We start from the raw sequence: 23,771 nt of genomic DNA on the forward strand, positions 1-23,771 counted from the left end.
TGTTTTAATACAAATATTTTATTTATTTTACAACGATAATGCTTTCCGTGATGATTGTCAACGCTTTCACAAAAAGAGATATTTTCTTATCGAACCAAAACAAAATGAGCCCTTCCGGATACCGGAGGGCCCATCGTCGTTTGAGCAATCTTCGATTAAAAGTCAGCGTATCCTTCGTTAATTCTACGGATGACTTCCACCGGAACCTTGGGCTCCCGATTCCATGTCAATAAGCCGCAGATTTCGGTTTCCGTGTCGGTTAATTGCGTATAACAGTAGCCTTGGACAAGCCCCGAAACCACGAAAGGCTGAATCACGTCCACCAGTTGCGACACAAACTGCTCGCCGTTCTCCGCTTTGGGCTCAACGACAGGAGAACTCGGCTCGACATGGTAGTTTACCCCGCCGAATTCCGTGCAAAGCACCGGCTCGCCTTGATAGGAGAAACCCGGGTTGTAGATAAACTTTCTTCCTTCCAGGCCGGGCATATCGGCGATGATATTTTCGATGCTCGAGTAGCGCCGGCGCAGAGTTTCAGGGTCTTTGCAGTAATCATGCACCGTGCATAAATCCGATTTGCAATGCTCCCAGCCATCATTGGATATGACCAATCTGGTTGAGTCGACCGATTTGGTGATATGGTAAAGGGATTGCGCGTGATGCTGCTGCTTCTCGTTATAATAAATATCCGCAACTCCCCAGCTTTCGTTCAGCGGAACCCAAACAACGATGGAAGGGTGGTTGTAGTCGCGGTCGATGACCTCCTTCCATTCTTCGATCATGCGGTAGGCATATTGTTCGTTATATACGTAGGCGGCCGCCATCTCTCCCCAAACCAACACGCCAAGTTTGTCGCACCAATATAAATATCGCGGGTCCGCTACCATCATATGCTTGCGCATTCCGTTGAATCCCATCTCTTTGCACAATTCGACGTCGCGGCGAAGCGCTTCCTCCGTTGGGGCCGTCAACAAGCTTTGCGGAAAATAACCTTGATCCAGCACGAGCTTCATACGGTATGGGCGGTTATTTAGGCACAGTTTCCCATCGTCTGCGGATATTTTGCGCATCCCGAAGTAACTGCCAATTTGATCGACGGTCACTCCATCGACTTTAAGTTCAAAGCTGACGTCGTACAAGTTGGGGGTTTCCGGCGACCACCAGCGTCCCAAGCCGTGATCGTTAAAGTCCCGCAAATTCACGCGCCAAGCCTCCGTGCCCGCCAGGATTCTCCTGCTTTCCTCCGCGACGACATCCCCGGCGAATTCGATACGCGTATCCAGCTCTATCCGATGCCGGTCATCCCAACCGTCGATAAACGCCTGAATTTCGATTTCATTCGTATCCAAATGCGGTGTGAACCGCACCTTTTCCATATAAATTTCGTCAACGAATTCAAGCCACACGGACTGCCAGATACCGGTCATGTTCGTAAACCACATGACTTCCCCCTTAGCCTTCCAGTATTGCTTGCCCCGGGGAATCGTCAAATCCCGTAGATAATCCCGGGCCATTACGGTAATCCGATTGTCCTTCCCGGCGATCAGATCGCTAATCTCGAGCGAAAAAGAGGCAAACCCGCCGCGGTGTTTCCCGGCCGGCAAGCCGTTCACCCACACGCTGCATTCGTAATCCACCGCCCCGAAATGCAGGATTACCCGTTTGCCCGCATATTCATCGGGGATCGTAAAGGTTTTTTCGTACCACACACATTCGTGTACCTGCTTGTCTTCGATCCCGCTCAGTTCGCTCTGATAACAAAAAGGCACCGTGATTTCCAGCGGAAAATTCGCCTTTCCTTGGTACCATTTTTCCTTAACCCCGACGATCCGGTCATCAAACTTAAAAGACCATGTCCCGTTCAGACTGCGCCAACTATTTCTGACGAATTGCGGACGCGGATATTCCGCTCTTGGTATTGCCGTTGTTGTCATAGGTCCTCCTCCGGTTCAAATTTGCCCTCGTTAAATCGCCGTATCGTTCCCAGAGGAATTTTCGATTCGCGGTCAAAGGTCAGCAGCCCGTTGATTTCTTGCTCGACATCGGTTAATTGCGTATAACAGTAACCTTGGATTAGCGGTGAATCATGCATCGCCTTGATCACCGCCCGCACGCGCACCTCGAAGTCCGCGGCGTCGATCGCCCCCGAGTAACCCCAGCCGCTCTGGTCTCCGGACTGGAAGGAAATCCCTCCAAATTCCGTCATTAAAACCGGTTGTCCCTCATACCGATACCCTTTCACATACATATCCCGATTTTGCGGCGCATCCAGCGCTGTTTCGATCCGGCTGTATTTTTGGGTTAGTTCGCCGTAATCCCACCGGTAGTCGTGGATCGTGCACAAGTCCGATTGCGCGTGCTCCCAGCCGTCGTTGGAAATGACCAATCTTGTCGGATCCAGCGATCTTGTGAAATGATACATTGTGATGGCGTGCTGCCGTTGCTGCTCGTCCACCTTCACGTTCGGGATGCCCCAGCTTTCATTCAGCGGTACCCAGGTGATGATCGAAGGGCTGTTGAAGTCGCGATCCACCGCTTCGGCCCATTCCGCCGTAAATTTCTTCACGTAGCTCTCGCTGAAAGCATAGGCATTCGCGGCCTCCCCCCAAACGACGAGTCCCAGTTTATCGCACCAGTACAGAAAACGCGGATCTTCAATTTTTTGATGTTTTCTGACACCGTTGAACCCCATTTGTTTGGTCAGCTCCACATCCCGTCTTAAATCCTCATCCGCCGGGGCTGTCAAGATGCCGCCAGGAAAATAGCCTTGATCCAGGATAGCCTTCATGTAAAACGGGCGGTTGTTCAGGCACAGTTTGCCGCTGTCCACGGACACTTTGCGCATCCCAAAGTAGCTGCGGACCGTATCCAGCAAAGCCCCTCCGGCATACAAACGGTATTCCACATCGTACAGATGCGGATGCTCCGGGCTCCACCAGCGCCCCATCCCGTGATCGTTAAAATCATGCAGCTCGATCCGGCGCTTTTGCCGGGATGCCGTCATTTTACACTCATCGACCGCGAGCGTTTCCCCTTCAAAAGAGATTTGGGTCCGGATCGTAATCTCCGTATCTTCCGTCCAGCCTTCCACTACGTATTGAATACCGATTTCATTCCGGTCAATATCGGGGTAATAGTAAACCCGGCGCAAATGAATCGGTTCTACCGCCTCGATCCACACGGGCTGCCAGATTCCCGTTGTCGAAGTATAAAAGATCAGTTCGGATTTTTCTCTCCAATATTGCTTGCCTCTCGGCAAGGTAACATCCCTGCTGAAGTCTTGCGCACGCAGCGTAATTACGTTCGGGCCGCTCTCCTTCAGCGCATCCGTAATGTCTGCGGCGAACGGGGTATGTCCTCCCTCATGTGCAGCGACCATATGGCCGTTCACCCAAACCCGGGAAGCGTAATCAACCGCTCCGAAATGCAGGATAATCCGCTTGCCCTTCATCTCCTCGGGAATGTCGACCGTCCTTTTGTACCAGACCGTATCGTGAAACTCCGAAACTCCGATTCCGCTCAATTTGCTTTGGTAACAAAAAGGCACGCGGATTTTTTGCTCCAGAATCTTGTCCTTGAACCATTGTTCGGCAACCCCGACCTGTTTGTCGTCGAATTGAAATTGCCACTCGCCGTTCAAGTTTAACCACAAACTCCGTTCAAACTGTGGACGCGGATACTCCCCGCGCGTATGCATACCGCTCATGCTGTCCGCAACTCCCCTCAACTATTGACTTAAACCGGCAAATTTAATTTCTTTTTCGAACTCTTGCTGCATCTCGTCAAGCGCCGCTTGCGGAGTAAGGAAGTCCCTCAGCACGGCCTGAACCGCATTTTCCATAATATCGTTCAGTTTTGACGATACGAACGGCACGTCCGGATCCACCAAAATTTTCGCCGCGGACAAGGAGTCGAGCAGTGCCGGATACATCGGATTGGAAGCCATCACTTCCGGACGTTCGTAATTGGAAGTACGTGTCGGGTCCATGGTATAATCGATTTTCAGCAATTCCCCGTCCTTCGAAGTGACATACTCCAAAAATTTATAAGTAGCTTCGGGATATTTCGTCGTACTCGTCATCGCGATCGCCCAACCGCCCATCGTAGGCGATCCGCCCGGAGTAACTCCAAAGCCGACCTTGCCCTTCACCTTCGATTGATCGCCTTCAATGGTGCTATAAAGCCCCGGCCATTGTTCCATCATGGCAACTTCACCGCTGGCGAACAGCGCATTCGCCTCGTCCCAGCCCAATTGCAGCCACTCGGAAGGGGCGTATTTCCGCAATTCCACCATCGTTTCCATCGCTTTCAGCCCCGCTTCATTGTTAAATGCCGGCTTGAAATTTTCATCCACATCTTTCCCGCCGAAAGCCGCCAAACGATTTTGCCAAATCAACCGGCTGTTGGTTTTGGAAGCCATAGAGCTGTACCCGTATTTGGTCGGAGACTCCGGATTGAACTTCTGCGTGAAAAATTCGGCCGTCGTCAAGAAATCTTCAACCGTGGTCGGTACCGCCAGTTCTTTGCCCGTTTTTGCTTTATACTGCTCTTTGATTTTCGGATCCTCAAACAGATCCTTGCGGTAGAAAAACAACTGCGAATCCGGTTTGTACGGGAAAGCAACCAGCTTTCCTTTATACTTGCCATAACTTTGCAATAAGCTTGGAATAAAATCATCCAAGTCCAGATTCGGGCTTGCAATGGAATCAACGTACGGCTGCAAGTCCTGGATAAGTCCTCCCTCCGCATAGCCGTGCACATTGGCCACCGGCATCAACACCGCGTCAAAGTGATGTCCCGTGTTCAAATCCAATTGAATTTTCTCGACATCGGTGCCTGCCGGAAAGCTTTGTACCTCCACCGACGCTCCCGAAGCCTGCTCAAAGTATTTCGCGGCATTTTTCAGCGCGTCCGCAAAGTCCCCCGTTCTTGTCGCCACTACGATTTTTTGCCCCGCATATTGTCCGCCGAGCGTTCCTCCTCCGTTCAGATCGTTCAATTTAATGCCGAGCACGTCCGGGGCTTGTACCGTAATTTCCTTAAATTCGCCTTCCGGAGCCGAAGGTTCGGCCTTTTTGGAACCGCATGCGCTGAGGATCAGCGTCGTTGCCAGCAGGCATGTCATCGTTAACTGCAATTTTCTTCCCATATCTGAAACCCCCTGATCAAAATTTTGTTGTTATGGTTGTTTAACCTTTGACCGCTCCGGCAGTAATCCCGGCTTGCACATACTTTTGCGTCGTCAACGCCAGAATGAGCGCCGGAATGAAGGCGATGGTGCCGGCGGCGGCCAATGTGCCGAACGGCGTATCCTTCTGCAGTTGAATCATGCCGCTGATACCGAGCGGAAGCGTTTTGTTCTGGTCCGTAAACACAAGCACGAGAGAAAGGCTGAACTCGTTATACGCAGCCAGAAACACGAGTATAGAAGCCACGACGATCCCCGGCACGATCAGGGGCAGGGCGATCCTCCAGTAAATGCCGAACTCGCTGCTGCCGTCGATTTTGGCCGCCTCGAACATCTCTGCCGGCAACTCGTCGAAGAATCCCATAAACAGCCAGATAGCCAACGGAAGAGAGGCGGTAATGTAAACGATAATAAGTCCGAAAAGCGTATCAAGAATGCCTAGCTTTTGGAAAATAATATAGTAGGGAATGATGAATACCAGCCCCGGAACCATACGCATCACAATGATGGCATACTGCCAGAAAGCTTTCCCGCTGAACTTGAAACGCGAAAAGCCGTATCCGGCAAAAGTAGCCGCAAGGCAAGTGCACAACGTAGTAACAACGGCAACGATCAGGCTGTTGAGAAAATATGTTCCGATCTGATGCTCCGTAAACACCTCTACATAGTTCTGCAAAACCCACTTGGAGGGAAAAAATTCCGGAGGTACTTTCATAATCTGGCCGACAGACTTGAATGAAGTCGTTACCGCCCAATAAATCGGAAACAAAAACAGGACGATAAAAAGAAGAAGCAGCAAATAAAGCGCGCTTTTTTCGGCATAAAATTTTTTCATGTTCTCCCCCCTTCCTATTGCCGATCGTTACGAAGCACTTTCAGGAACACGAGCGTGACGACGACGATAATCGCGAAGAAAATGATCGCTCCCGCGGAACCGGCCCCAACGTTCATATAACGAAAGGCCGTCTTGTAGATCATCGTTCCCATCGTTTCGGTCGTATCCCCGGGGCCGCCATCCGTCAAAATCATGATCGAATCGAATATTTTTAAAGCATCCATCACGCGCAGCGAAACGACGAGCGCTATAAAATTACGAATCAGCGGCAACGTAATCTTGAAGAATGTGTTTACCCGGTTTGCTCCGTCGATATACGCGCTTTCATAAATATCTTTTGGCACCGTTTGCAAAGCCGCGATCAGGATGAGCATGCAAAAGGGGGTTGAACCCCACACATCGATCATGATGACGGCGATCTTTGCCGGCAGCGTCTCCCCCGTCCAGGCCACCGCTTTCAGTCCGAGGGATTCGATAATATAATTGATAGGCCCGTAAATGGCGCCAAACATAATTTTCCACATCGTTGTTGAAACGACGGGGGCCAGCATCATCGGAAGAATAAACAAGCTTTTGAATATCCGCGTCTGTCTGCTGATTTTCTCGTTATTTAAAATAAGCGCCAGGACCATCCCCAACGTTACGTTCAAGGATACCGTAAAGAAAGTGAAGACCAGCGTCCATACGATGGACTTCATAAACGGACCGTTGCTGAACATATACCGGTAGTTTTCCAACCCGGCAAACTTGATCATCGTGCTTGGCAGAGACAGATTATAGTTCAACAAGCTGATATAAACGGAGTAAAACAAAGGCACGATAGCCAATAAAGTGATAAGTATTACGGCAGGTCCAATAAAGATATAGGGCAGCATTCTCTCTGAAAACTTTTTAGCTTGCCCTGTGTCCGCTTTCACAATCATTTCCCTCACCCCTTTTCTGGATGCGCTTTCAATTGCTTGAGATTTTCACTTGCAGTTTTCTTGCACTGCAGCTTCAGTACTCCGCCACCTCCCGGCTATAAACATTGGCAAGATATACTATGACGCGGTTTCATCTGCAAAATCTATATTAGTATATACCACCTAAATAATATATACTAAATATAGTATAAAGTTATAAACATAGATGAATTCCCTGTGTCTAAATTCGTTTAAATATCATTACATAATATACTAATTTCTATTTCCAATTTCTGTAGACACTTCTTCTTACAAAATATATAATCAACTTAGTATAATACAATCCTATTTAGGTGTGGGTGCGAATCTATGAAAGAACTGCCGCTTTATAAACAAATCCAGGAGAGCATCAAAGAACAGATTAAGCTTGGCGTGCTCCGCCCGGGAGATCGGGTCGGATCGGAGAAGGAATTGTCGAGCTTATACCGCGTTAGTCAAATCACGACCAAAAACGCGCTCATTGGCCTCGCCGAGGAAGGGTGGGTCGAAAGAATCCAGGGAAAAGGGACCTTCGTCTCCCGCCAGTCCGCGGAATTGCGGCCTGTTTCGAACTCTCCGGTGATGATCGGCGTTGTTTTCCCCAGCATGAAAACCCGAATAGATCAACAGCTGCTCAACTATATTGAGAAATACGCCAGCGAGGAAGGGTTCCAAATTATGCTGCGGATCACGCGGGAGTCCGCCGAAGGGGAAACCTTGGGGATTCGTCAGTTATTGGATTTTGGGGTTAAAGGATTGATCATTTTTCCGACCGAAGCGGAGAATTATAACGAGACCATTATTCAGCTGGCGTTCGACAAGTTTCCGGTTGTATTGGTAGACCGGTTTTTTAAAAATATTCGCATGGCCAGCGTAACCTCGGATAATATGCAAGGAACCTTTGAAGCTATCGAGTATTTGCTGTCCAAGGGACACCGGCATATCGCCTATATTTCTCCGGAAATTACGAATTCGGTCACGGAAGACCGGGCCGCCGGTTATGAAAAAGCCTATTTGAAACACCAGTTCCCTATCGATAAAACGTTATGGTGTATGCTTGAATTGCAATCGCTTCAGCAAAATCAGGCGAAACGGGAAATCACCGATTTTTTAAAGGACAGGGAGCAAATTACCGCTGTTTTTACCGTCAATGTCCAATTGGCCCATTACGTGTACGATTATTTGAGCGAGCAGCATTTACTGGACCGGATCGAGCTCATAACCTTTGACAATCCCGAATTGCCCGGTGTGTCCTACGTTACGCAAAATATTGAGGAGATCAGCCGAAAAACCGTTGAATTGCTCAAAGGCCAACTGCACGGGCAGGATGCCCCGCAGCAGCATCTCGAACCGGTTACGCTCTGTTTGAAAGAAAGTCCGCAGAAGTTGGGGGTTCTTTGATTTGGGGGGATTTCACGCAGGTCTTCATAACGCCAAACCAACTCCAGTCTTGTTATCCCATGTTTACTCGGCGGGCTCGGCCGCGGCTGCCGTAAAGTAGCTCTGCAGCTTACGGTTCAACCACAAGGAAGCCGCAATGAACGCCGCGACGCCAAGGAGCTTGGCCGGCTGCGCGGCAAAATCGGACAGATGCGTGCCGATATAGGACACGCAGAAGACCATGACGGCCTTCCCCAAAGCTACCGCCGTGCCAAAGGAAACGGCCGGCATCCGCGTTAGCCCCGCGGCCATGTTAATCACGACGAACGGGCCTACCGGCAGCATGCTGAGCAGAAATACGAAGCTGAATCCGTTTCTGCGTGCCCATATCATCGCTTTCCGCACCTTGGGCTTGGCCGCCCAGCGGCGCATGAAGGGAGTCTCGGCCGCTTTTCGGATCAGCAGAAAGGTCAGCAAACTCCCGCTCACGAGCCCAATCCAGGAGTATAAGAAGCCCAGCCACATCCCGTAAATCGCGGCATTGGCCCCCACGATCACAATCGTCGGCAGCGGCGGAACGAACGATTTCAGGAAGGTCAGCAGAATGCCGGGCAGCGGCCCCAGAGAGCGGAATCGCTCCAGGAAGAGCTCTATATTTTGTTCCGTAAAATAATCCATCATGCTAAGTTCTGCGCCTGACAATAAACTTCACCTCTCCTATCCGGGTGCCCCCATTATACTATATCCGGGCCCGAATTCCCGGCCTGAATAATCAACAATATGATGGATATTATTAGAAAAACATCGCCGCTGGCGAGGTTCTTTGCCCGGCGTTAAAAGCTTGAGGATAGGGAAGTGGGGGGGAGAGGGGCGGCAGATCAACACTCCCTGTCCGGAGGCTTTGCACGATTATCCCATTTAATCAGGTAGCAGAGAGCAAGACAAGCTCGGGAGAAAAAAATATTTGGTGGAGAAACAGATAGGTTTGAGATAATTTAGACGGGCTTAGGAGAAGGAATCAGGTTTAGGGTAGGTGAAACAGACCGGACAAGCGATCAAGACAGGAGATCAAGGACAAGACACGAGTGAAACGAAAAGACCGTGATTTTGCTGTAGCCTGAACCCTGAACCCTTCCATCTGCAGCAATGCCCGCACTGTTCATGCTCACCCCCACCTATCAAGTTAATCCACATCAACCCCCCCACCGTTCAAGCGTCTCGATCAGGCTGCAGCAGCCGCAAGGGGCTGGTTCGGTTGGCGCGCGATCAGCCGGCGGTAAGGGATCGCCGGAATCGCCACACACATCTGCAGCAACTCCTGCCGCATCGTTTCTTCCGCTCCGGGCAGTCCTCCGGACAGGCGCAGCCGGCGGCGTCCAGTGTACTCGTTCAGGTACGCCTGCAGATGCTTCAGTCCCAAGGCTCCATACGTACTCTTCAGCGATTCCCACGCCTCTCTCACCACTTTCCGCAAGGGCGCATACAGCCGAAAGGCTTGAAGGAACGACTGCACCGCCGATGTACGGACATCCACATGCCCGCCAATAAACGCGGTTAGATCTTGACGGTTTGCCATTTTCCCGTCTCCCCTCTTATGCGGTACCAGGCGGATTTTGACCTGCTCCGGCTCGCCCGACTCCGTGACCGTGCAGCCGGCTACGACCGCCGAGGCATACGGATGCGAAAGCTGACACCGGGACGGATCACGCCCATACTGATCGCTGTTCACCTTCACGTCTCCGGAGAGCAGCTCCCGGGCATCAAACTCCCCGACGGCATGGCGTATTTTATGTAGCAGCAGCCAGGCGGTCTTGTAGGCGACCCGGATCACCTGGCGCAGCCGCAGCGCCGAGATGCCGCCCTCAAGCAGGAATAAATCCAGGGCCTTGAACCACTTGAGCAAGGGTAGATGCGTTCCTTCAAAAATCGTGCCGACCAAAGGCGATGTTTGATGCTTGCACTTTCCGCACTCGAACAAGGGGATATGCCGGGAAGTCAGACGGCTGCACCGGGTGTAAGCGCAGCGCGGGCAGACGAAGCCGTTTGGCCACTTCATCGCGATTAGCGCCTCCATGCAGTCCTGCTCGCTGTTATAACGGCTGCTGAATGGTTGAAGTTCCGTTCCCGCATTGGCTTCCATATCCGCTCGCCCCCGAATCAAGAATATACGAACACAAGTTCCATTTATTTCATTATACCAAACGCACGTTCCCTTATCAAGCCGAAAATCTCACCTGAAGCGCCTCATTTTTTCCTCATCTTTTTTGTTTTTTTCATCTCTTTTTTTTGGACCCCTTGCTCTAGCCACCCCCTGCTCCCTGCTCCATGAGCAAAAGGGATAATCGTGCAAAGGCAGGCAGAAGGCAGGGACACCAAGACACGAGCGCTATAGACAGTCCCTTTAAGCAGCCCCTTTAAACAGCCCCCCCACCTGGCGTCGATTTGTGGCACTGCTCGAATCTAGCATCAAATAATGCCTGGCGGTCACGCCCCGTCCGGATAAGAACGCTCGGCCACAGGCGGCAGGCCGGGTTCTTCACTCTCCGGCGGCGAAACGGGCCATAAGGCCGCGCGAAACAGCACGCCCGCCGTCCCGATCGCGGCAAGCAGCAGGCCGATCAGCAGAAACGCGGTGCCTGCCGAAACCAGCCGGATCAAGACGCCCCCGGCCAGCGGAGCGGTCAGCATGATCGTGCTGGAGATCGTATTTTGAATGCCGAATACGCGGCCGATCGCCTGTTCTGGCGATTCCTTCTGCAGGACATAATTTTGCGTCACCATATACGCGCCGTTGCCGATACCGATCAGAAGGCCGAATCCGAGCAGCCATGCCGGTCCCATTCCGGGAGGACAGAGGCCCAGTAGGGCGATCCCCCCGCCGATCAGAGCGCAGCCGCCACCGAGTCCCCAGCCTGAGGAAATCCGGCGGAACCGGTTAAGCAGCAGGAGGACCAGCACGGCTCCGGCTCCGATCGCGGATACGAGCCAGCCGATCAGCGATTCGTTGCCGGGCGCGATCCCGCGCAACAGCGCGGCAAACTGATAATCGACCATCATCAAAACGATCAGCGCTACGAGTCCAAACAGCATCGTATTTCTAAGCAGTTTCGTTTGCGCGAGAAGCAGCCAGCCTTCCCGCCATTCGTCAAGGAGTCCGCGCAGCATATGCGGACGCCGGGCGCCGGAAACGTGGATGCGTTCCGCGTTGCCATTCGGCAGCCGGCCAAGAGGATACAGCAGCGCTGCGGACAGGAGCCTCGCGCCAATATTGATCGCGATGCACGCCTTGGGGCCAAATGCCGCCAGGGCCACGGCTCCCAGCAGCGGCCCGGCCACCTTGGAGCCTTGCCCGACCAACCCGTTCAGCGCTGTAGCCTGGAGCAGTTGGCCGGGCAGCACAATCTGGCGTGTCAGTGCCTGCTGAGCCGGTACGTGGAAGACGCCTGCCGCCGCACGAAAGGCAAGCAGCGGCAGCAGCCAATACAGGTTCGGCACAGCCAGTATGGCCGCGGTCAGGAGCGCGGTCACCAGATCGCACAGAAGCATAAGCTTCGCTTTGTGCAGCCGGTCGGCCAGCGCTCCGGCAAAAGAGCCCAGCAGGACTCCCGGCAGCGCCATGGTGACCGGAATCAGTGCCAGCAAAAGCGGATCGGCTCCCCAACGGTAAGCGACAATTACCTGGATTGCCAGGGCGTCAAACCAATCGCCAAAGGTGGCCAGGGCATAGGCGGCAAACATGTGCCGGAAGCTGCGGTTCGACCGCAGGGATGGACAGGATTCGTTATTTTGATTTTGCACCGGGCATTCCTCCATTTCACGTTCGGCTTACAGCCACATTGTAACGGAGCAATGTCAGAGGAAAATCAGACGGAATCCGACTTACTTGAGAGGGAGAGTCGGTTGAATTCAAGATTCGGCGTCGAACCCACTTCATAAAACCGCTTCGTCATGGAAAGATGGCTTTTTGAATAACCTCTTTTAGATCGGTCCGATAGCGGGACAAGCCGAACTCTTTATCCAAGGCATCGTAAAAGGCACGGTATTTTTGTTCAAGCCGGGGAGCATCCGGCAGACGTTCCTGCAGGAACAACACGATTTGGCAAACCGCTCCCAGCAGCATCGGCACATGCATGGACGCTTGCAGCACTTCCAGTCCTTCGTCGATCAAATCGGCTCCAGCCTGGCGCTGCCCTTGGGTGAGCAGGTGCAGACCTTTGACAATATGGTAACGTCCGATCTCCCGGAGATACGGCGAACCTTGCAAAAGCCGCTCGATCCGGCCGGAGGCGCGTTCCGCTTCAGAGCTCTGGCCGGCAACGACCTGAACGTACATTTCCATAATTGCAACAGGGATGACAAAGCCGGATAGTCCGTCAGATTCGACCGTTTGCCGCGTCTTTTCGAATCGGTTTATCGCCTCCCCGGGCCGTCCGGCATCGGCATATACGTCCAGGATGTTTAAAATCTCCATTTCCCGGTGCTGCCGGTCCGGAAGAATGTGCAGTGCCAGCACTCTCTCGCATAATTGCAGAAAGGAAAGAACCTCCTCCCGCCGCAGCGCCATTCCCCGATACATGAGCAGCATCCAATACAATTTTTCCCGGAAGGGGATTCCGTTCTCTTCCAGAAACCAGGGGATATCGCCTTGAATGAAATGAACGTAAAGCGTATAAAATTCATCCACTTCAAACCCCAGCACTTCCTGCCGGTCGGCCAAAGCAAGCAGCGATCTGCCCTGCCCCAGCAAGTGGTATTTTTTGAACAGCTCCCTCATCGCCTCTTGCACTTCCGGATCTTGCACCGAAGGATTGCCGACCGCTCTTCTGTCGCGGACCGTAAGGCTGTACCCGTATCCCCGCACCGTATTGATGGCGATATGCGGCCAGTGGCGGAGCTTCCTCCGCAGGCGGTAAATATGGTCGTCCACCGTCCGCTCAACCGGATATTCCAGCAGCCATACCCGGTCGAGCAGCTGCTCCCGCGTAAACGCCTGGTTGCGGTGATCGTACAGAAATTGCAGAAGCGCGAACTCCTTCGCCAGCAAGCCGATGGAATCCGAACCGCACGTTACCGTATAGCTGGCGGGGTCAAAGATCAATGAGGACATCCGTGCCTTCATCCTTTCGCGGTGTTAAGTAAATGTTGTTTTTCATTTTACTTCTTTTTCCGGCATTGAAAAAGCCGCTGAATCGGGTCAGCGGCTGTTGTACTGCGGTTGCCAGTATTGCCCTTGTTGCAGTGCAGTTGCTATGTTGTAGTAGCTGTGTTGCAGTGGCTGTGTTGCAGTGGCTGTGTTGCAATGGCTGTGTTGCAATGGCTGTGTTGCAATGGCTGTGTTGCAGTTGCAGTGGCTGTGTTGCAGTGGCTGTGTTGCGGTTATTGCAGTGGGCTTTGTAGTTCGCTTGTTGTAATTGTCCGAGCCCTGCGATAACGGCATTTTATGGTGTTATTCCCTCATTCCGTGCCATTTCATTGCAATAGCGACATTTTTGGGCTCTATTTTTGCGAAGCCCGCTTATTTTTACCTGTTTTTATCCAGCCGGAGGAAAATAAGTACTTTTTATTCCGCTATTTTGCTCATCCCCGGTTTCTGCTGAAAATAGCGACATTTTTGTCCCTTATTCTTACCATAGGACGCGAAGAGGCTGACTCCCCAGTTGCGAGTTGGAACTTCCCAGCTACAATTCCAGGATCGGAAGCCCTGATGCGGTAGCCTCGCCGTACACCTGCGGCTTACACCTACGTTTTACACCTGTGCCTTACGCCTGCGCGCCTTGCTCCTGCGCTTTACGCTTCAAAATCGCGATGCCGTGCACGGGCAGTTCCAGCAGCGGGCCGGGGAGCGCTTCGCCGCTTTCGGCATCCGTGTAGCCGCGCCCGTCCAGCTCGACGCGAGCCGCTTGGCCGGAGAAGTTCTGCACGAACACGTAATCGTGCTCCCCGTCCGTGCGCAGCTGCGCGGTCACCCCCGCCGGCAGCGCGGCATCGAGCGCGCGGCGCACACCGGCGTCCTCGGCGAGCTTGCCGTACAGCGCTTCGTAAAACGCCGGGTCGCTGACGCGGGCCGCCAAATAATACGCTTTGCCTGCGCCGAAGCGATTTACGGTTAACGCCGGTTTGCCGGCATAAAAATCATCGCTGTAGACGCCCAGCACTCGGGAACCTTCGGCATGGATATGCTCACATAGCTCGTGAATTTCAAACGTGCCGCTAAGGCCAAGCTCGTTCCCGCGCTCCATCACCAGGCCGTTCCGGTCATGGTCGTGCAGCCCGTCAATTTCCTCCGCCCATACGCCCAGCGTCTTCCGCAAAGGTCCGGGAAAGCCGGTCAGATGGCACAAGTCGTTTTCGTCGACGATGCCCGACCAGTAGGTGACGAACAGCGTGCCGCCGTTTTCGACGAACCGCTCTATCTTTTTCCCGGTTTCTTCACGGAGCAGATACGCCATCGGTACGACCAGCAGCTTATACCCGGAAAAATCGTCGAAGGACCCGATGATGTCGGCCGGTACGCCCAATTCCCACAAAGCGCGGTACTGCTGCATGACGGTCTCTTCATAGTGAATCCCTTTGTTTCGGGGCCCCTGCGCGTCGTTGACCGCCCAGCGGTTGTCCCAGTCGAACAGGATCGCCGTCTCCGCCGGAACCGTTGTGCCGAGCACCTCCGTCAGTCCGGCCAAAGTCTCACCGAGCGAAGCCACATCCTGGAACACACGGGTATGCTCGTGGCCGACGTGGTCGATGACCGCACCGTGGAACTTTTCGCTGGAGCCGCGGCTTTTCCGCCATTGAAAATACTGCACCGTGTCGGAGCCGTGGGCCACCGCCTGCAGCGAGGACAGCCGGTGCATGCCCGGACGCTTCAGCTTGCTGACCGGCTGCCAGTTCGTTAAGGATGGCGTGCTTTCCATCAGCATAAACGGCTGTTTCTTCAATGAGCGGAACAGGTCGTGGTTGAAGGCGAACCAGGACGCCACGCCGGCTTCCGTTTCCGCCTCGTGCCACGTCGGATAAGCGTCCCAGGAAATAACGTCCACCGCTTTGGCAAATTCGCGGTAATCCAGCCCGTAGAACAGATCCATCATGTTGACCGTGCACGGCAGATCGGGATTCACCGCCTTGAGCGGGGCGATTTCATGCTTGTAGAAATCGATCGTCTGATCGGAGACGAAGCGGCGCCAGTCGAGGTTTTGCCCGTGCACCATCGTCTCGCCGTGCGGCGCCGGAGATTCCACCTGCGACCAAGACATGTACGTATGGCTCCAAAACGCCGTCCACCAGGCGCGGTTCAGCGCGTCCAGCGATCCGTATTTGCGCTTCAGCCAGCCGCGGAACGCCTCTTGGCAGTAATCGCAATGGCATTCCCCGCCGTATTCGTTGGACACATGCCAACCGAGGACCGCAGGGTGGCCGGAATAGCGCTCCGCCAGGCGCATGTTCATTTGCGTCACCTTCGCGCGGTAGACCGGCGACGTGAAGCAGTGATTATGCCGCATGCCGTGGAGATTACGCTGGCGATTGCCGCCTACGCGCAGCACCTCCGGATATTTCTCCGACATCCAGGCCGGGCGCGCGCCGCTGGGGGTAGCCAGCCAGGCGTAGATGCCGTTTTCCGCAAAGGTGTCCAGCACGCGGTCCAGCCATTCGAACCGGTACACGCCCTCTTCCGGCTCCAATGTAGCCCAGGAGAAAATCCCCACGGCCATCACGTTGCAATGGGCCAGCTTCATCATCCGAATGTCTTCGGCCAGCACCTGCGGGTCGTGCAGCCATTGATCGGGATTGTAGTCGGCGCCGTGCATAAACGCCGGCAGCTTAGCGCTGATTGGGGGAAATTTCATCGATTTTGTGCTCATGCTATCGTCCTCTCCGTTCGTCTATGTATTGGATTCAGCTTCAATTTTGTAATCACAAAAAAGAAATGGAGGAGAACGGGCGCCCCTCCTTTCATCCTAAACGCCCTTATTGGGCTTGGGCGGCAAGGAATGCGTCGATTTGACTTTGCAATTCTTGTTGAATCATATCCAACCCGGCCGCTTTCAACTGTTTGATCAGGTCGGCTTGACCTTTGTCCAGGTCCTTGATCAGACCGTATTCCAGCGGAATCGCATAACGCAGCATCACGTTGCCGACGTTCGCCACTTCGTTTTTCACTTTGGTATCGTCAAAGACGAAAGTTTCCAGCGGGAAATGGTACACTTTAGGCTGCCAATCCGCCGCGATCTGGTTGCCCTCTTCCGGATAGGAAGCATCGGTACGGTTCAGCTGCGAGTTCCACCCCCAGTTTGAGAAGTTAGTGTAATTGGAAGCATTTGGGCCGGGGCTAAACTTGTCGTTGCCCACCGGCTCATAGTGTTTGCCAACGATCCCGTACATGGTCAAGTCATGAATTTCTTTATCGTTTTGCAGCAGGTCAATCAGCATCAGCGAACGTTCCGCGTTTTTGGATGTCGCGTGAATCGCCATCCCGTTTTGGGTGGAAATCGCCCCGATCTTCTTCTTGTCCGGCGTCAGATCCGCGATCCCGCCCTCATACTCCGGTTTATCGCGGCGCATTTCGCCCAAATTGTTGGAAACCGTACCAAGGGTATGAGAGTAGGAGCTTGTTTTTCCAGCTTTAATATCCTGCCAGACGTCGTTTTTGTTGCTCACGATATTTTTGGACCAGCCGTTGTTATCGGCCAAATCTTTGTAGTACTTCAACAGTTCGGTGAATTCCGGCGTGTCGTAGACGTTGAATACTTTGCCCGTGCCATCGTCCAGTTTATAAGCGAACGGGAAGCTGTAATCCACTAGATTCCACTCGTTTTGCTGCTCCAGCAAGATTTGATCTAGCTCGTGCCATTTCCAGCCGTCGGCCGGTTTGGCACCGAACGGGGTGATACCTTTTTCATTGGCGCCGATCGTCTTCAAATAGGCGGCGTAGGCTTCCGGGCTATTGACCGGCTCTAGGTTATATTTTTTGCGTAAATCTTCGCGGATAAAGACAACTTTGTCGGTCACTTCCCGGTTATTGTTCGGAATCATATAAAGCTTGCCGCCCACTTTCGCTTGATCCCAGGAGGTTTGCGGCATCGCTTCCCATGTTTTTGGGGCATATTTCTGCAGCATTTCATCCGTCAACTCTAAAAAACCGCCCTTGAGCACCTGGTCGTTATAAAGGGCCCAGTTAGCCGTGTAAGCGATATCAAAATTTTCATTGGCAGCGAATTTCAGCGGATATTTTTGCGACCAGTCGGACCAATCAAGAAACTCGACTTCGACGGTAGCGTTGATTTTCTCTTTCAGCAGCTTGTTAAGCTCCCCGAATACCTCCTCGTAATCGGTTGGCTTGCTGCCAAGCAGAATCATTTTCAGCGTTACTTCCTTTGAGATATCTAAGCCGCCTTCGCTTCCCGTATTGGCGGCCGCGTTGTTCGGAGCCGCAGCATCAGGGCTATTGGCGCTATTGCCACCGCCGCACGCGGAGAGCAAAGTGGTCAATGCCAACACCATGATCATAAGAAACGTTGCTTTCTTTTGCAGTTTCATTACTGAAGTTCCCCCTTAATATATGATGAACTGCTGCATCTATGTGATAACCAGGTTGCCCTGTGGTCATCCTTTGACTGCACCGATCGTCAAGCCTTGCACAAAATAACGTTGAATAAACGGATACGCGATCATTATCGGACCGGTCGCCACGATCGTCATGGCCATCTTCAAACTTTCAGTTGGGATATTCACCGAAATAACCGCTCCAGAGGCCATCATGGCTTTACGCATACCGTCCATGTTCCCCAATAAACGGTACAGGTAATACTGCAACGGCATCAGGTCGGAGTTGGAAATGAACAGCAGCGCGTTGTACCAGTCGTTCCAGTACCCCAAGGCGATAAACAGACCGATCGTTGCCAATGCCGGCTTAGACAGCGGCAGTACGAATCGCCTATAGATTTGAAAGTCGCTGGCGCCGTCGATTTTCGCCGATTCGATAATCGCTTCCGGGATGCTGCCCATGAACGATTTCATGACGATGATGTAGAAGACATTAAGCAGCATCGGCAGGATCAGCACGATCAACGTATCCTTCAGCTCGAGGTAATTGACGATCAGAAGGTACCACGGAACAAGTCCGCCGCTGAACAGCGTGGTGAAGAAAAAGAATAACGAGAAGTGGTTCCGCCACTTAAAATCTTTTCTCGCCAGCACATAGGCCGTCATCGATGTCAGGAACAACCCGAACAACGTGCCCAGCAGAGTGACGGAAATCGTCACACCGTATGCGTTCAACATTTCCTGCGGATATTTGAACAGGATACTGTAAGCTTCTAACGAGAAGTCGGTCGGGATGAGTTGGAACCCGTTCTCAATGATCTTGCTCTCCTCCGTAAGAGAGGAAGAGATCACAAGAATAAAAGGAAAGAGACAAAATATCGCCAGCAAAGTTAAGGTGACGTATCCGATAATCTGCAGCAGCAGGCGGTCGACCGATTTGCGTTTTTTCGCCGTCGTTTGGACGGCCGGGTTCAAGTTCGGTGCCATCGTACTCATATCGTTTACCTCCAATATTTTCGTCGTGTTTATGCAGTTTGTTCAAGTTGCCAACCTCTGCGGATTAGAACAAGGCGCGGTCTTTGTCGTATTTGCGTACTGCATAGTTGGCGAGCATGATGGTGGCAAAGCCCAGGATGGACTGATAAAAACCGGCTGCGGCAGACATCCCGATCTCGTTCGAGGTCGTAAGCGACCGGAACACGAACGTGTCGATAACGTCGGTCGAGGAAAACAAAAGGCCGTTATTGCCGACCATATTGTAAAACATCCCGAAGTCTCCTCTGAAAATATTCCCAATGGCCAGCAGCACCAAAATGATGACCGTCGGGTACAGGTTCGGCATCGTGATTTTGCGAATCCGTTGGAACACGTTGGCGCCGTCGATTTCGGCCGCTTCATACATTTCCGTATCGATGCTGGTAATCGCCGCCAGATACATGATCGTACCGTATCCGAGCGCTTTCCACGCCGAAACGACGACGAGGATTACTGGCCAATAGGCGGCCGTGTTGTAAATATCGATCGATTCCAGTCCAAGCGCGTTCAGGATAACGTTGATCGTGCCGTAGTCGTAGTTGAACAGGTTGTAGGCGATGGCGCCTACTACGACCCAGGAGATGAAATACGGCAGGAACATTACCGTTTGCGTGATTTTGCGAAACCATTTTCCGGCCACCTCGAATAGCAGGATCGCCGCAAAAATTTGGATCACATTGTTGATCACGATAAAGGCAATGTTGTACAAAGCCGTGTTTCGGGTCACCCGCCAGGCATCTCCGGAATCGAAAAAGAAGCGGAAGTTGTCGAGTCCGTTCCAAGGGCTTCCGAACACACCGTCCGTATAGTTATATTGTTTGAAAGCCAGCACGATCCCTGCCATTGGCACATAGGCAAACAGCAGAAAAAACAATACGGCCGGTGTTAGCATGAGCAGCAGAACTTTATATTGCATGACATCGCTCCAAAATCCGCGTCGCTTCATCTGATCCATACTCCCCTCTCGATTGTCTCTATATGAGGTAGTTCAAAAAGTCGTCTTTTGAAGATTTAAGAATGAATAGTCACCGAAGCGTCTCTTCCTTAAATCGCAAGAAAAACTTCAGCTTAGGGCGGTCTGTCTTCTTTGATTATTCGTCGATAGAGTTTTTCTTATCACGAAGCAGGTCAGGAAGCAGGCTCGACGTCGAATCTTGAATTCAGCCGGGCCTTCCGCTGCTCACGTACCCAAAACGTACGCTCCGCTACTCAGTCCCAGGCTTCATCCAACCTTCTCGGTGCTGAAAAGCCGACTTTTTGAACACGTACTATATGTCTAATTATAGAAGGGAGCGTTTTCAAGAGGGATTCAGCTAAGCAACAAAAAGTAATACTAATTCCACGATACCCGCTTATATTTTTTGCGCTTTGCGGTATTCGCCCGGGGTCATCCCGGTGGCCTGCTTGAATTGGCGGTTAAAATAAATGATATTTTTATACCCCATCCGCTCGGCGATTTCGTAGATTTTCAAGGTAGGTTCGGTCAGCAGCTCGCATACGCGTTTCGTCTTCAGATCGTTCAAATATTCGCTGAAATGGACGCCGGTTTCTTCCTTAAACAAATAACCCAAATAATTCGGGGTAAAGTCAAACTGCGCGGCCACTTCCTTCAGCGTAATTTTTTGCTCCAGATTGTTCTCCACGTACTGCATAATGTCCCGGATCAGCTTGCGCTTTTGCTTCCGCTTTTTGGCGTAGAGCAGCTCCGACAGCTCGAAAAACCGTCTCCGCAGCCATGACATGATGTCATGAATCGTTTCAAACTGGAACAGCAGCAACGGCTGATGCGAATCCCACTTCAACAGCTCGTACAAGTTTTCGCCCATTTCCCGCAAATCGGCATGAAGTTTGGTCGTAATCCGGATAATCAGGTCGTAGACGTCGTTTTTCTGGGCGAGGGGCGCCCCTTGATAAAAAAGCTCCAGCAGGCAGTCGTCGATCGTGACCAGGTCATAGTTGAGAATCGCCTTCAGCATCCGTTCGAGGATTTCGTCCGTCCGTTTGGCCGCAAACCGGCTTTCCGGCGAAAACACGCCGGCCTCCCGGATCAGCCGGTCTTTGCCGACGAGCCACTTCGCGCTCAGCGCCGCCTGGGCCTGGCGGTAAGACTCGCGCAGCTGCTGCCCGTCATAGGCAAATCCGCCGACGCCGACGGTGACGGAAAACGGAGAAATCTGGCGAACGGCGCGGATCAACTCTTCGAGCATTTCCAGAAACGTCGTTTCCGGAACGGCCGACAGCAGGACGAACCTCGTCGGATGATTGACGAGAAAAGTGCCCATCTTCATTTGCAGCGAAAACTGCTGAACGAAATCCATCACCTTATGGATTTGCCGGCGTCGTTCGTCCTCGTCCATCGCTCGGGTCTTCCACTCGAGGTCATCGATTTCCACCAAAGCGGCCGCCGTCCCCGTTTTCAGGAGCATGTCCAAAAACCCGCGGATATGGCCTTCCACCTGTTCCGGGGAAATGTCATTCAGCCAGCGCAGCAGCAGCTCCTCGTTCACCAGGGTCAGCGCTTCCGCAAACGTTCGGTCCTGGTCGCGTTCACGTTTGATTTCGGCGCAAAGCTCGCCGAGCATTTTGTACAACTCCTGGTCTTCCACCGGTTTCAGCAGATAACCCGACACGCTGATTCTGATCGCTTCCTTGGCGTATTCGAAATCGTCGTGGCCGCTGATGAATATGATTTTGACCTGCGGATTGATTCCTTTCGCTTTGCGGGCAAATTCGATCCCCGACATAATCGGCATGCGGATATCGGACAGGATCAAGTCGATGCGCTCCTGCTCCATCGCTTTTAACGCATTGAAGCCGTTGTTGGCCGTGGCCGCCACCTGGAGATTCAATCCGCCGGCCAGCACTCTGCGGCGCAGCCACTCGAGGTCAATCGCTTCGTCATCAACCAGCAATACATTGATTGTCATATCTGTCATCCTCCGGATGGTTTACTTCTTTACTCCTTATATTTCGAGCATACTTGCAGGCAGCTTCCAAAAATATAGCGGTTTTCAATGAAAACCTATACAAATTCACCGATTTTAAGAGATTTGGCGATGATTCCCATTCGGTAATTTACCGGTTTACTCCAAAGCGGGCTGATCTTCCGTATTGGCCGGGAGCATAATGCGCACCGTCGTCCCCCCGCCGTAAACGCTGGCGATGCGAATCCCGTATTTATCGCCGTACCTCAGCTTGATTCGTTCGTTTACGTTTTTGACGCCGTAGCCTCCGGTTTGGCTTGGTCCGATCCATAACCGGCTCACCGTCTCCGGCCGCATGCCGATGCCGTTGTCGATCACTTTCAGCTCGATTTGATCGCCTATTTTTTGCCCTTTGATGATGATGGCGATCGTTTCGCCAAACCAGGCATGTTTAAAGCTGTTTTCCACAAAAGGCTGCAAAATGAGCTTCATGACCTGAACCTGCAAAATGGAAGGGGCCACATCGATATGGACCGTAAACGCCCCGGCGTATTTGACGCGCTGAATGTCCAGGTACGTCTCGACCTGCTTTAATTCGTTTTCGAGCGGCGTAAACACGTTGCCTTGGTTTAAGGTGAGGCGGTAAAAGCGGGATAGGCCCTGCACCATTTGGGTCACTTTTTCCGTTTCTCCCAAATTGGCCAGGCTGCTGATCGTAGACAGTGTGTTGTATAGAAAATGCGGGTTGATCTGCGCCTGCAGCGCCTCCAGCTCGGCCTGTTTTTTCTGGATTCCCTGCACGTAGACGCTGTTGATCAACGTTTGGATATTGGCGGCCATGACGTTAAACGCATCGGCGATGTGGACAAATTCATCGTTGCCGGAAAAACGGATCCGCTTCTGAAAGTTGCCGTCCTGAAACGATCGCACCAGCGTAACGATACGCTTCATCTTGCGGCCGGACAAGCGGGCGACGATATACCCGATGGCCGCCATGCAGGCGAAGCTGATCGAGCAGACGGTAAAGATCACCCGCTGCAGCCGGCCGGCGTCCTTCGTTAAATAAGCTTTGGGCACCAGCGCTTCGATCACGAAATCCGTTCCCGGTATCAGTTCCTTCAGGCTTAAGTAGGAATTTCCGTCATAGCTTTGTTCGGCGCTGCCCCGCTGGTACAGCAGCTCCCCGGATGAAGCCGTATCGATCAGGCGGATGGTGATGCCTTCCTCGACGGGAAAGGTGGAGAAATCGCCGAACAGGTCGTCGAGCGACGCCGTGATGCGGACGTAGCCGATGACGGTCATATTTCCGCTGTACGACACCAGCCTGCGGATGTGAGAGATGTTCCCGAGCCGCCGGTCCGTGTCGATTTGCAGCCAGATGTTGTCCCGCTCCGAATCCTTGAACTCTCTGTACCAGGCGCTGTCCTTGATGTCCTCGAACGGCAGAATATAGTAATCGCTGTCCTTGATCGGCTCCTCCAGGTTATCGCCCGATACGAAATACAGCTCATCGTTGAGCGTATATAACATTAACCGGATATCGTTTCCGAATAACTTCAGCGGCGCCGTGATTTCAGGCACGATCTTATCCAGCATGGCCAAGTAGATGTCGTAGGCCTCCCCTTTGGTCTGCAGCGCCCGCTGAAACGCAAGGCTGCTGAACAGCGTGTCCGACATCCGCTGGATTTCGTCCATTTGATAGCGGATGTTGTTTCGCGCCTGCTCCATGCCCGTCCGAATATTCGTCTCCGCCATCTCCGTTCTCGACTGGATCAGCATCGAGTAAGAAACGTAGCCAATGACCGCATCCGTCAACAAGACGAGCAGCAAATAGGGGATCAGCATTTTGTAGGTAAAAGGGATGTATTTTTTCATCGATTTTCGGCTTCCTCTGCTATGAAATCGTATACATTCATCTTATAGGCAGAGGG

The 23,771-nt window shown here is 52.5% G+C and carries 16 protein-coding genes; 1 reads left to right on the forward strand and 15 read right to left on the reverse strand.

Going from position 1 to position 23,771, the window contains the following annotated elements; translation table 11 throughout:
* Nucleotides 1–155: 155 nt before the first annotated feature.
* From NYE69_RS31250 to NYE69_RS31270, 5 genes are read right to left on the reverse strand one after another with little or no spacing between them, the layout of a single operon-like run.
* Nucleotides 156–1,934 (reverse strand): glycoside hydrolase family 2 protein, encoded by a 1,779-nt coding sequence (locus NYE69_RS31250; protein ID WP_340929947.1) that lies wholly within the window; start codon nucleotides 1,932–1,934, stop codon nucleotides 156–158.
* Nucleotides 1,931–3,706 (reverse strand): glycoside hydrolase family 2 protein, encoded by a 1,776-nt coding sequence (locus NYE69_RS31255; protein WP_340929949.1) that lies wholly within the window; start codon nucleotides 3,704–3,706, stop codon nucleotides 1,931–1,933. The genes NYE69_RS31250 and NYE69_RS31255 overlap by 4 nt, the downstream gene beginning before the upstream one ends.
* 21 nt (nucleotides 3,707–3,727) lie before the next feature.
* Complete coding sequence (locus NYE69_RS31260) at nucleotides 3,728–5,149, reverse strand: ABC transporter substrate-binding protein (protein ID WP_036619649.1); 1,422 nt, start codon at nucleotides 5,147–5,149, stop codon at nucleotides 3,728–3,730.
* Between the two features lie 40 nt (nucleotides 5,150–5,189).
* Nucleotides 5,190–6,023, reverse strand: coding sequence for a carbohydrate ABC transporter permease (locus NYE69_RS31265; RefSeq protein WP_340929951.1), 834 nt, complete (start codon nucleotides 6,021–6,023; stop codon nucleotides 5,190–5,192).
* Nucleotides 6,024–6,037: 14 nt separating this feature from the next.
* Nucleotides 6,038–6,946: a carbohydrate ABC transporter permease gene (locus NYE69_RS31270; protein ID WP_036619645.1), complete on the reverse strand. Its 909-nt coding sequence runs from the start codon at nucleotides 6,944–6,946 to the stop codon at nucleotides 6,038–6,040.
* A gap of 348 nt (nucleotides 6,947–7,294) precedes the next feature.
* Here NYE69_RS31270 and NYE69_RS31275 point away from each other — a divergent pair, with 348 nt between their 5' ends.
* Nucleotides 7,295–8,365, forward strand: a complete 1,071-nt coding sequence (locus NYE69_RS31275; protein ID WP_340929954.1) for a GntR family transcriptional regulator — start codon at nucleotides 7,295–7,297, stop codon at nucleotides 8,363–8,365.
* 63 nt (nucleotides 8,366–8,428) lie between these two features.
* Here the strand turns inward: NYE69_RS31275 and NYE69_RS31280 are convergent, their stop codons facing one another.
* The 10 genes from NYE69_RS31280 to NYE69_RS31325 form a co-directional block, all read right to left on the reverse strand.
* A complete protein-coding gene (locus NYE69_RS31280) occupies nucleotides 8,429–9,022 on the reverse strand; it encodes a TVP38/TMEM64 family protein (RefSeq protein ID WP_328271383.1) in 594 nt (197 codons plus the stop codon).
* Nucleotides 9,023–9,566: 544 nt separating this feature from the next.
* Nucleotides 9,567–10,484, reverse strand: coding sequence for an IS1595 family transposase (locus NYE69_RS31285; protein ID WP_340929956.1), 918 nt, complete (start codon nucleotides 10,482–10,484; stop codon nucleotides 9,567–9,569).
* 344 nt (nucleotides 10,485–10,828) lie between these two features.
* The gene (locus NYE69_RS31290; protein ID WP_445744806.1) at nucleotides 10,829–12,157 is read right to left on the reverse strand and encodes an MFS transporter; all 1,329 of its coding nucleotides are present in this window, start codon (nucleotides 12,155–12,157) and stop codon (nucleotides 10,829–10,831) included.
* A gap of 133 nt (nucleotides 12,158–12,290) precedes the next feature.
* Complete coding sequence (locus NYE69_RS31295; protein ID WP_340929960.1) at nucleotides 12,291–13,451, reverse strand: winged helix-turn-helix domain-containing protein; 1,161 nt, start codon at nucleotides 13,449–13,451, stop codon at nucleotides 12,291–12,293.
* 652 nt (nucleotides 13,452–14,103) lie between these two features.
* Nucleotides 14,104–16,200, reverse strand: coding sequence for a beta-galactosidase (locus tag NYE69_RS31300; protein WP_340929961.1), 2,097 nt, complete (start codon nucleotides 16,198–16,200; stop codon nucleotides 14,104–14,106).
* Nucleotides 16,201–16,306: 106 nt separating this feature from the next.
* A complete protein-coding gene (locus NYE69_RS31305; protein WP_340929962.1) occupies nucleotides 16,307–17,875 on the reverse strand; it encodes an ABC transporter substrate-binding protein in 1,569 nt (522 codons plus the stop codon).
* A gap of 66 nt (nucleotides 17,876–17,941) precedes the next feature.
* A complete protein-coding gene (locus tag NYE69_RS31310) occupies nucleotides 17,942–18,868 on the reverse strand; it encodes a carbohydrate ABC transporter permease (protein ID WP_445744853.1) in 927 nt (308 codons plus the stop codon).
* 73 nt (nucleotides 18,869–18,941) lie between these two features.
* Entirely contained in the window at nucleotides 18,942–19,862 is a 921-nt protein-coding gene (locus tag NYE69_RS31315; protein WP_340929966.1) for an ABC transporter permease, read from the reverse strand.
* A gap of 406 nt (nucleotides 19,863–20,268) precedes the next feature.
* On the reverse strand, nucleotides 20,269–21,843 hold the full coding sequence (locus tag NYE69_RS31320) for a response regulator (RefSeq protein WP_340929968.1): 1,575 nt from the start codon (nucleotides 21,841–21,843) through the stop codon (nucleotides 20,269–20,271).
* A 156-nt stretch (nucleotides 21,844–21,999) separates the two neighbouring features.
* Nucleotides 22,000–23,715, reverse strand: a complete 1,716-nt coding sequence (locus NYE69_RS31325) for a sensor histidine kinase (protein ID WP_340929970.1) — start codon at nucleotides 23,713–23,715, stop codon at nucleotides 22,000–22,002.
* Between the last annotated feature and the right edge of the window lie 56 nt (nucleotides 23,716–23,771).

The organism is Paenibacillus sp. FSL R5-0527, assembly GCF_038008055.1.
GTDB lineage: Bacteria > Bacillota > Bacilli > Paenibacillales > Paenibacillaceae > Fontibacillus > Fontibacillus macerans.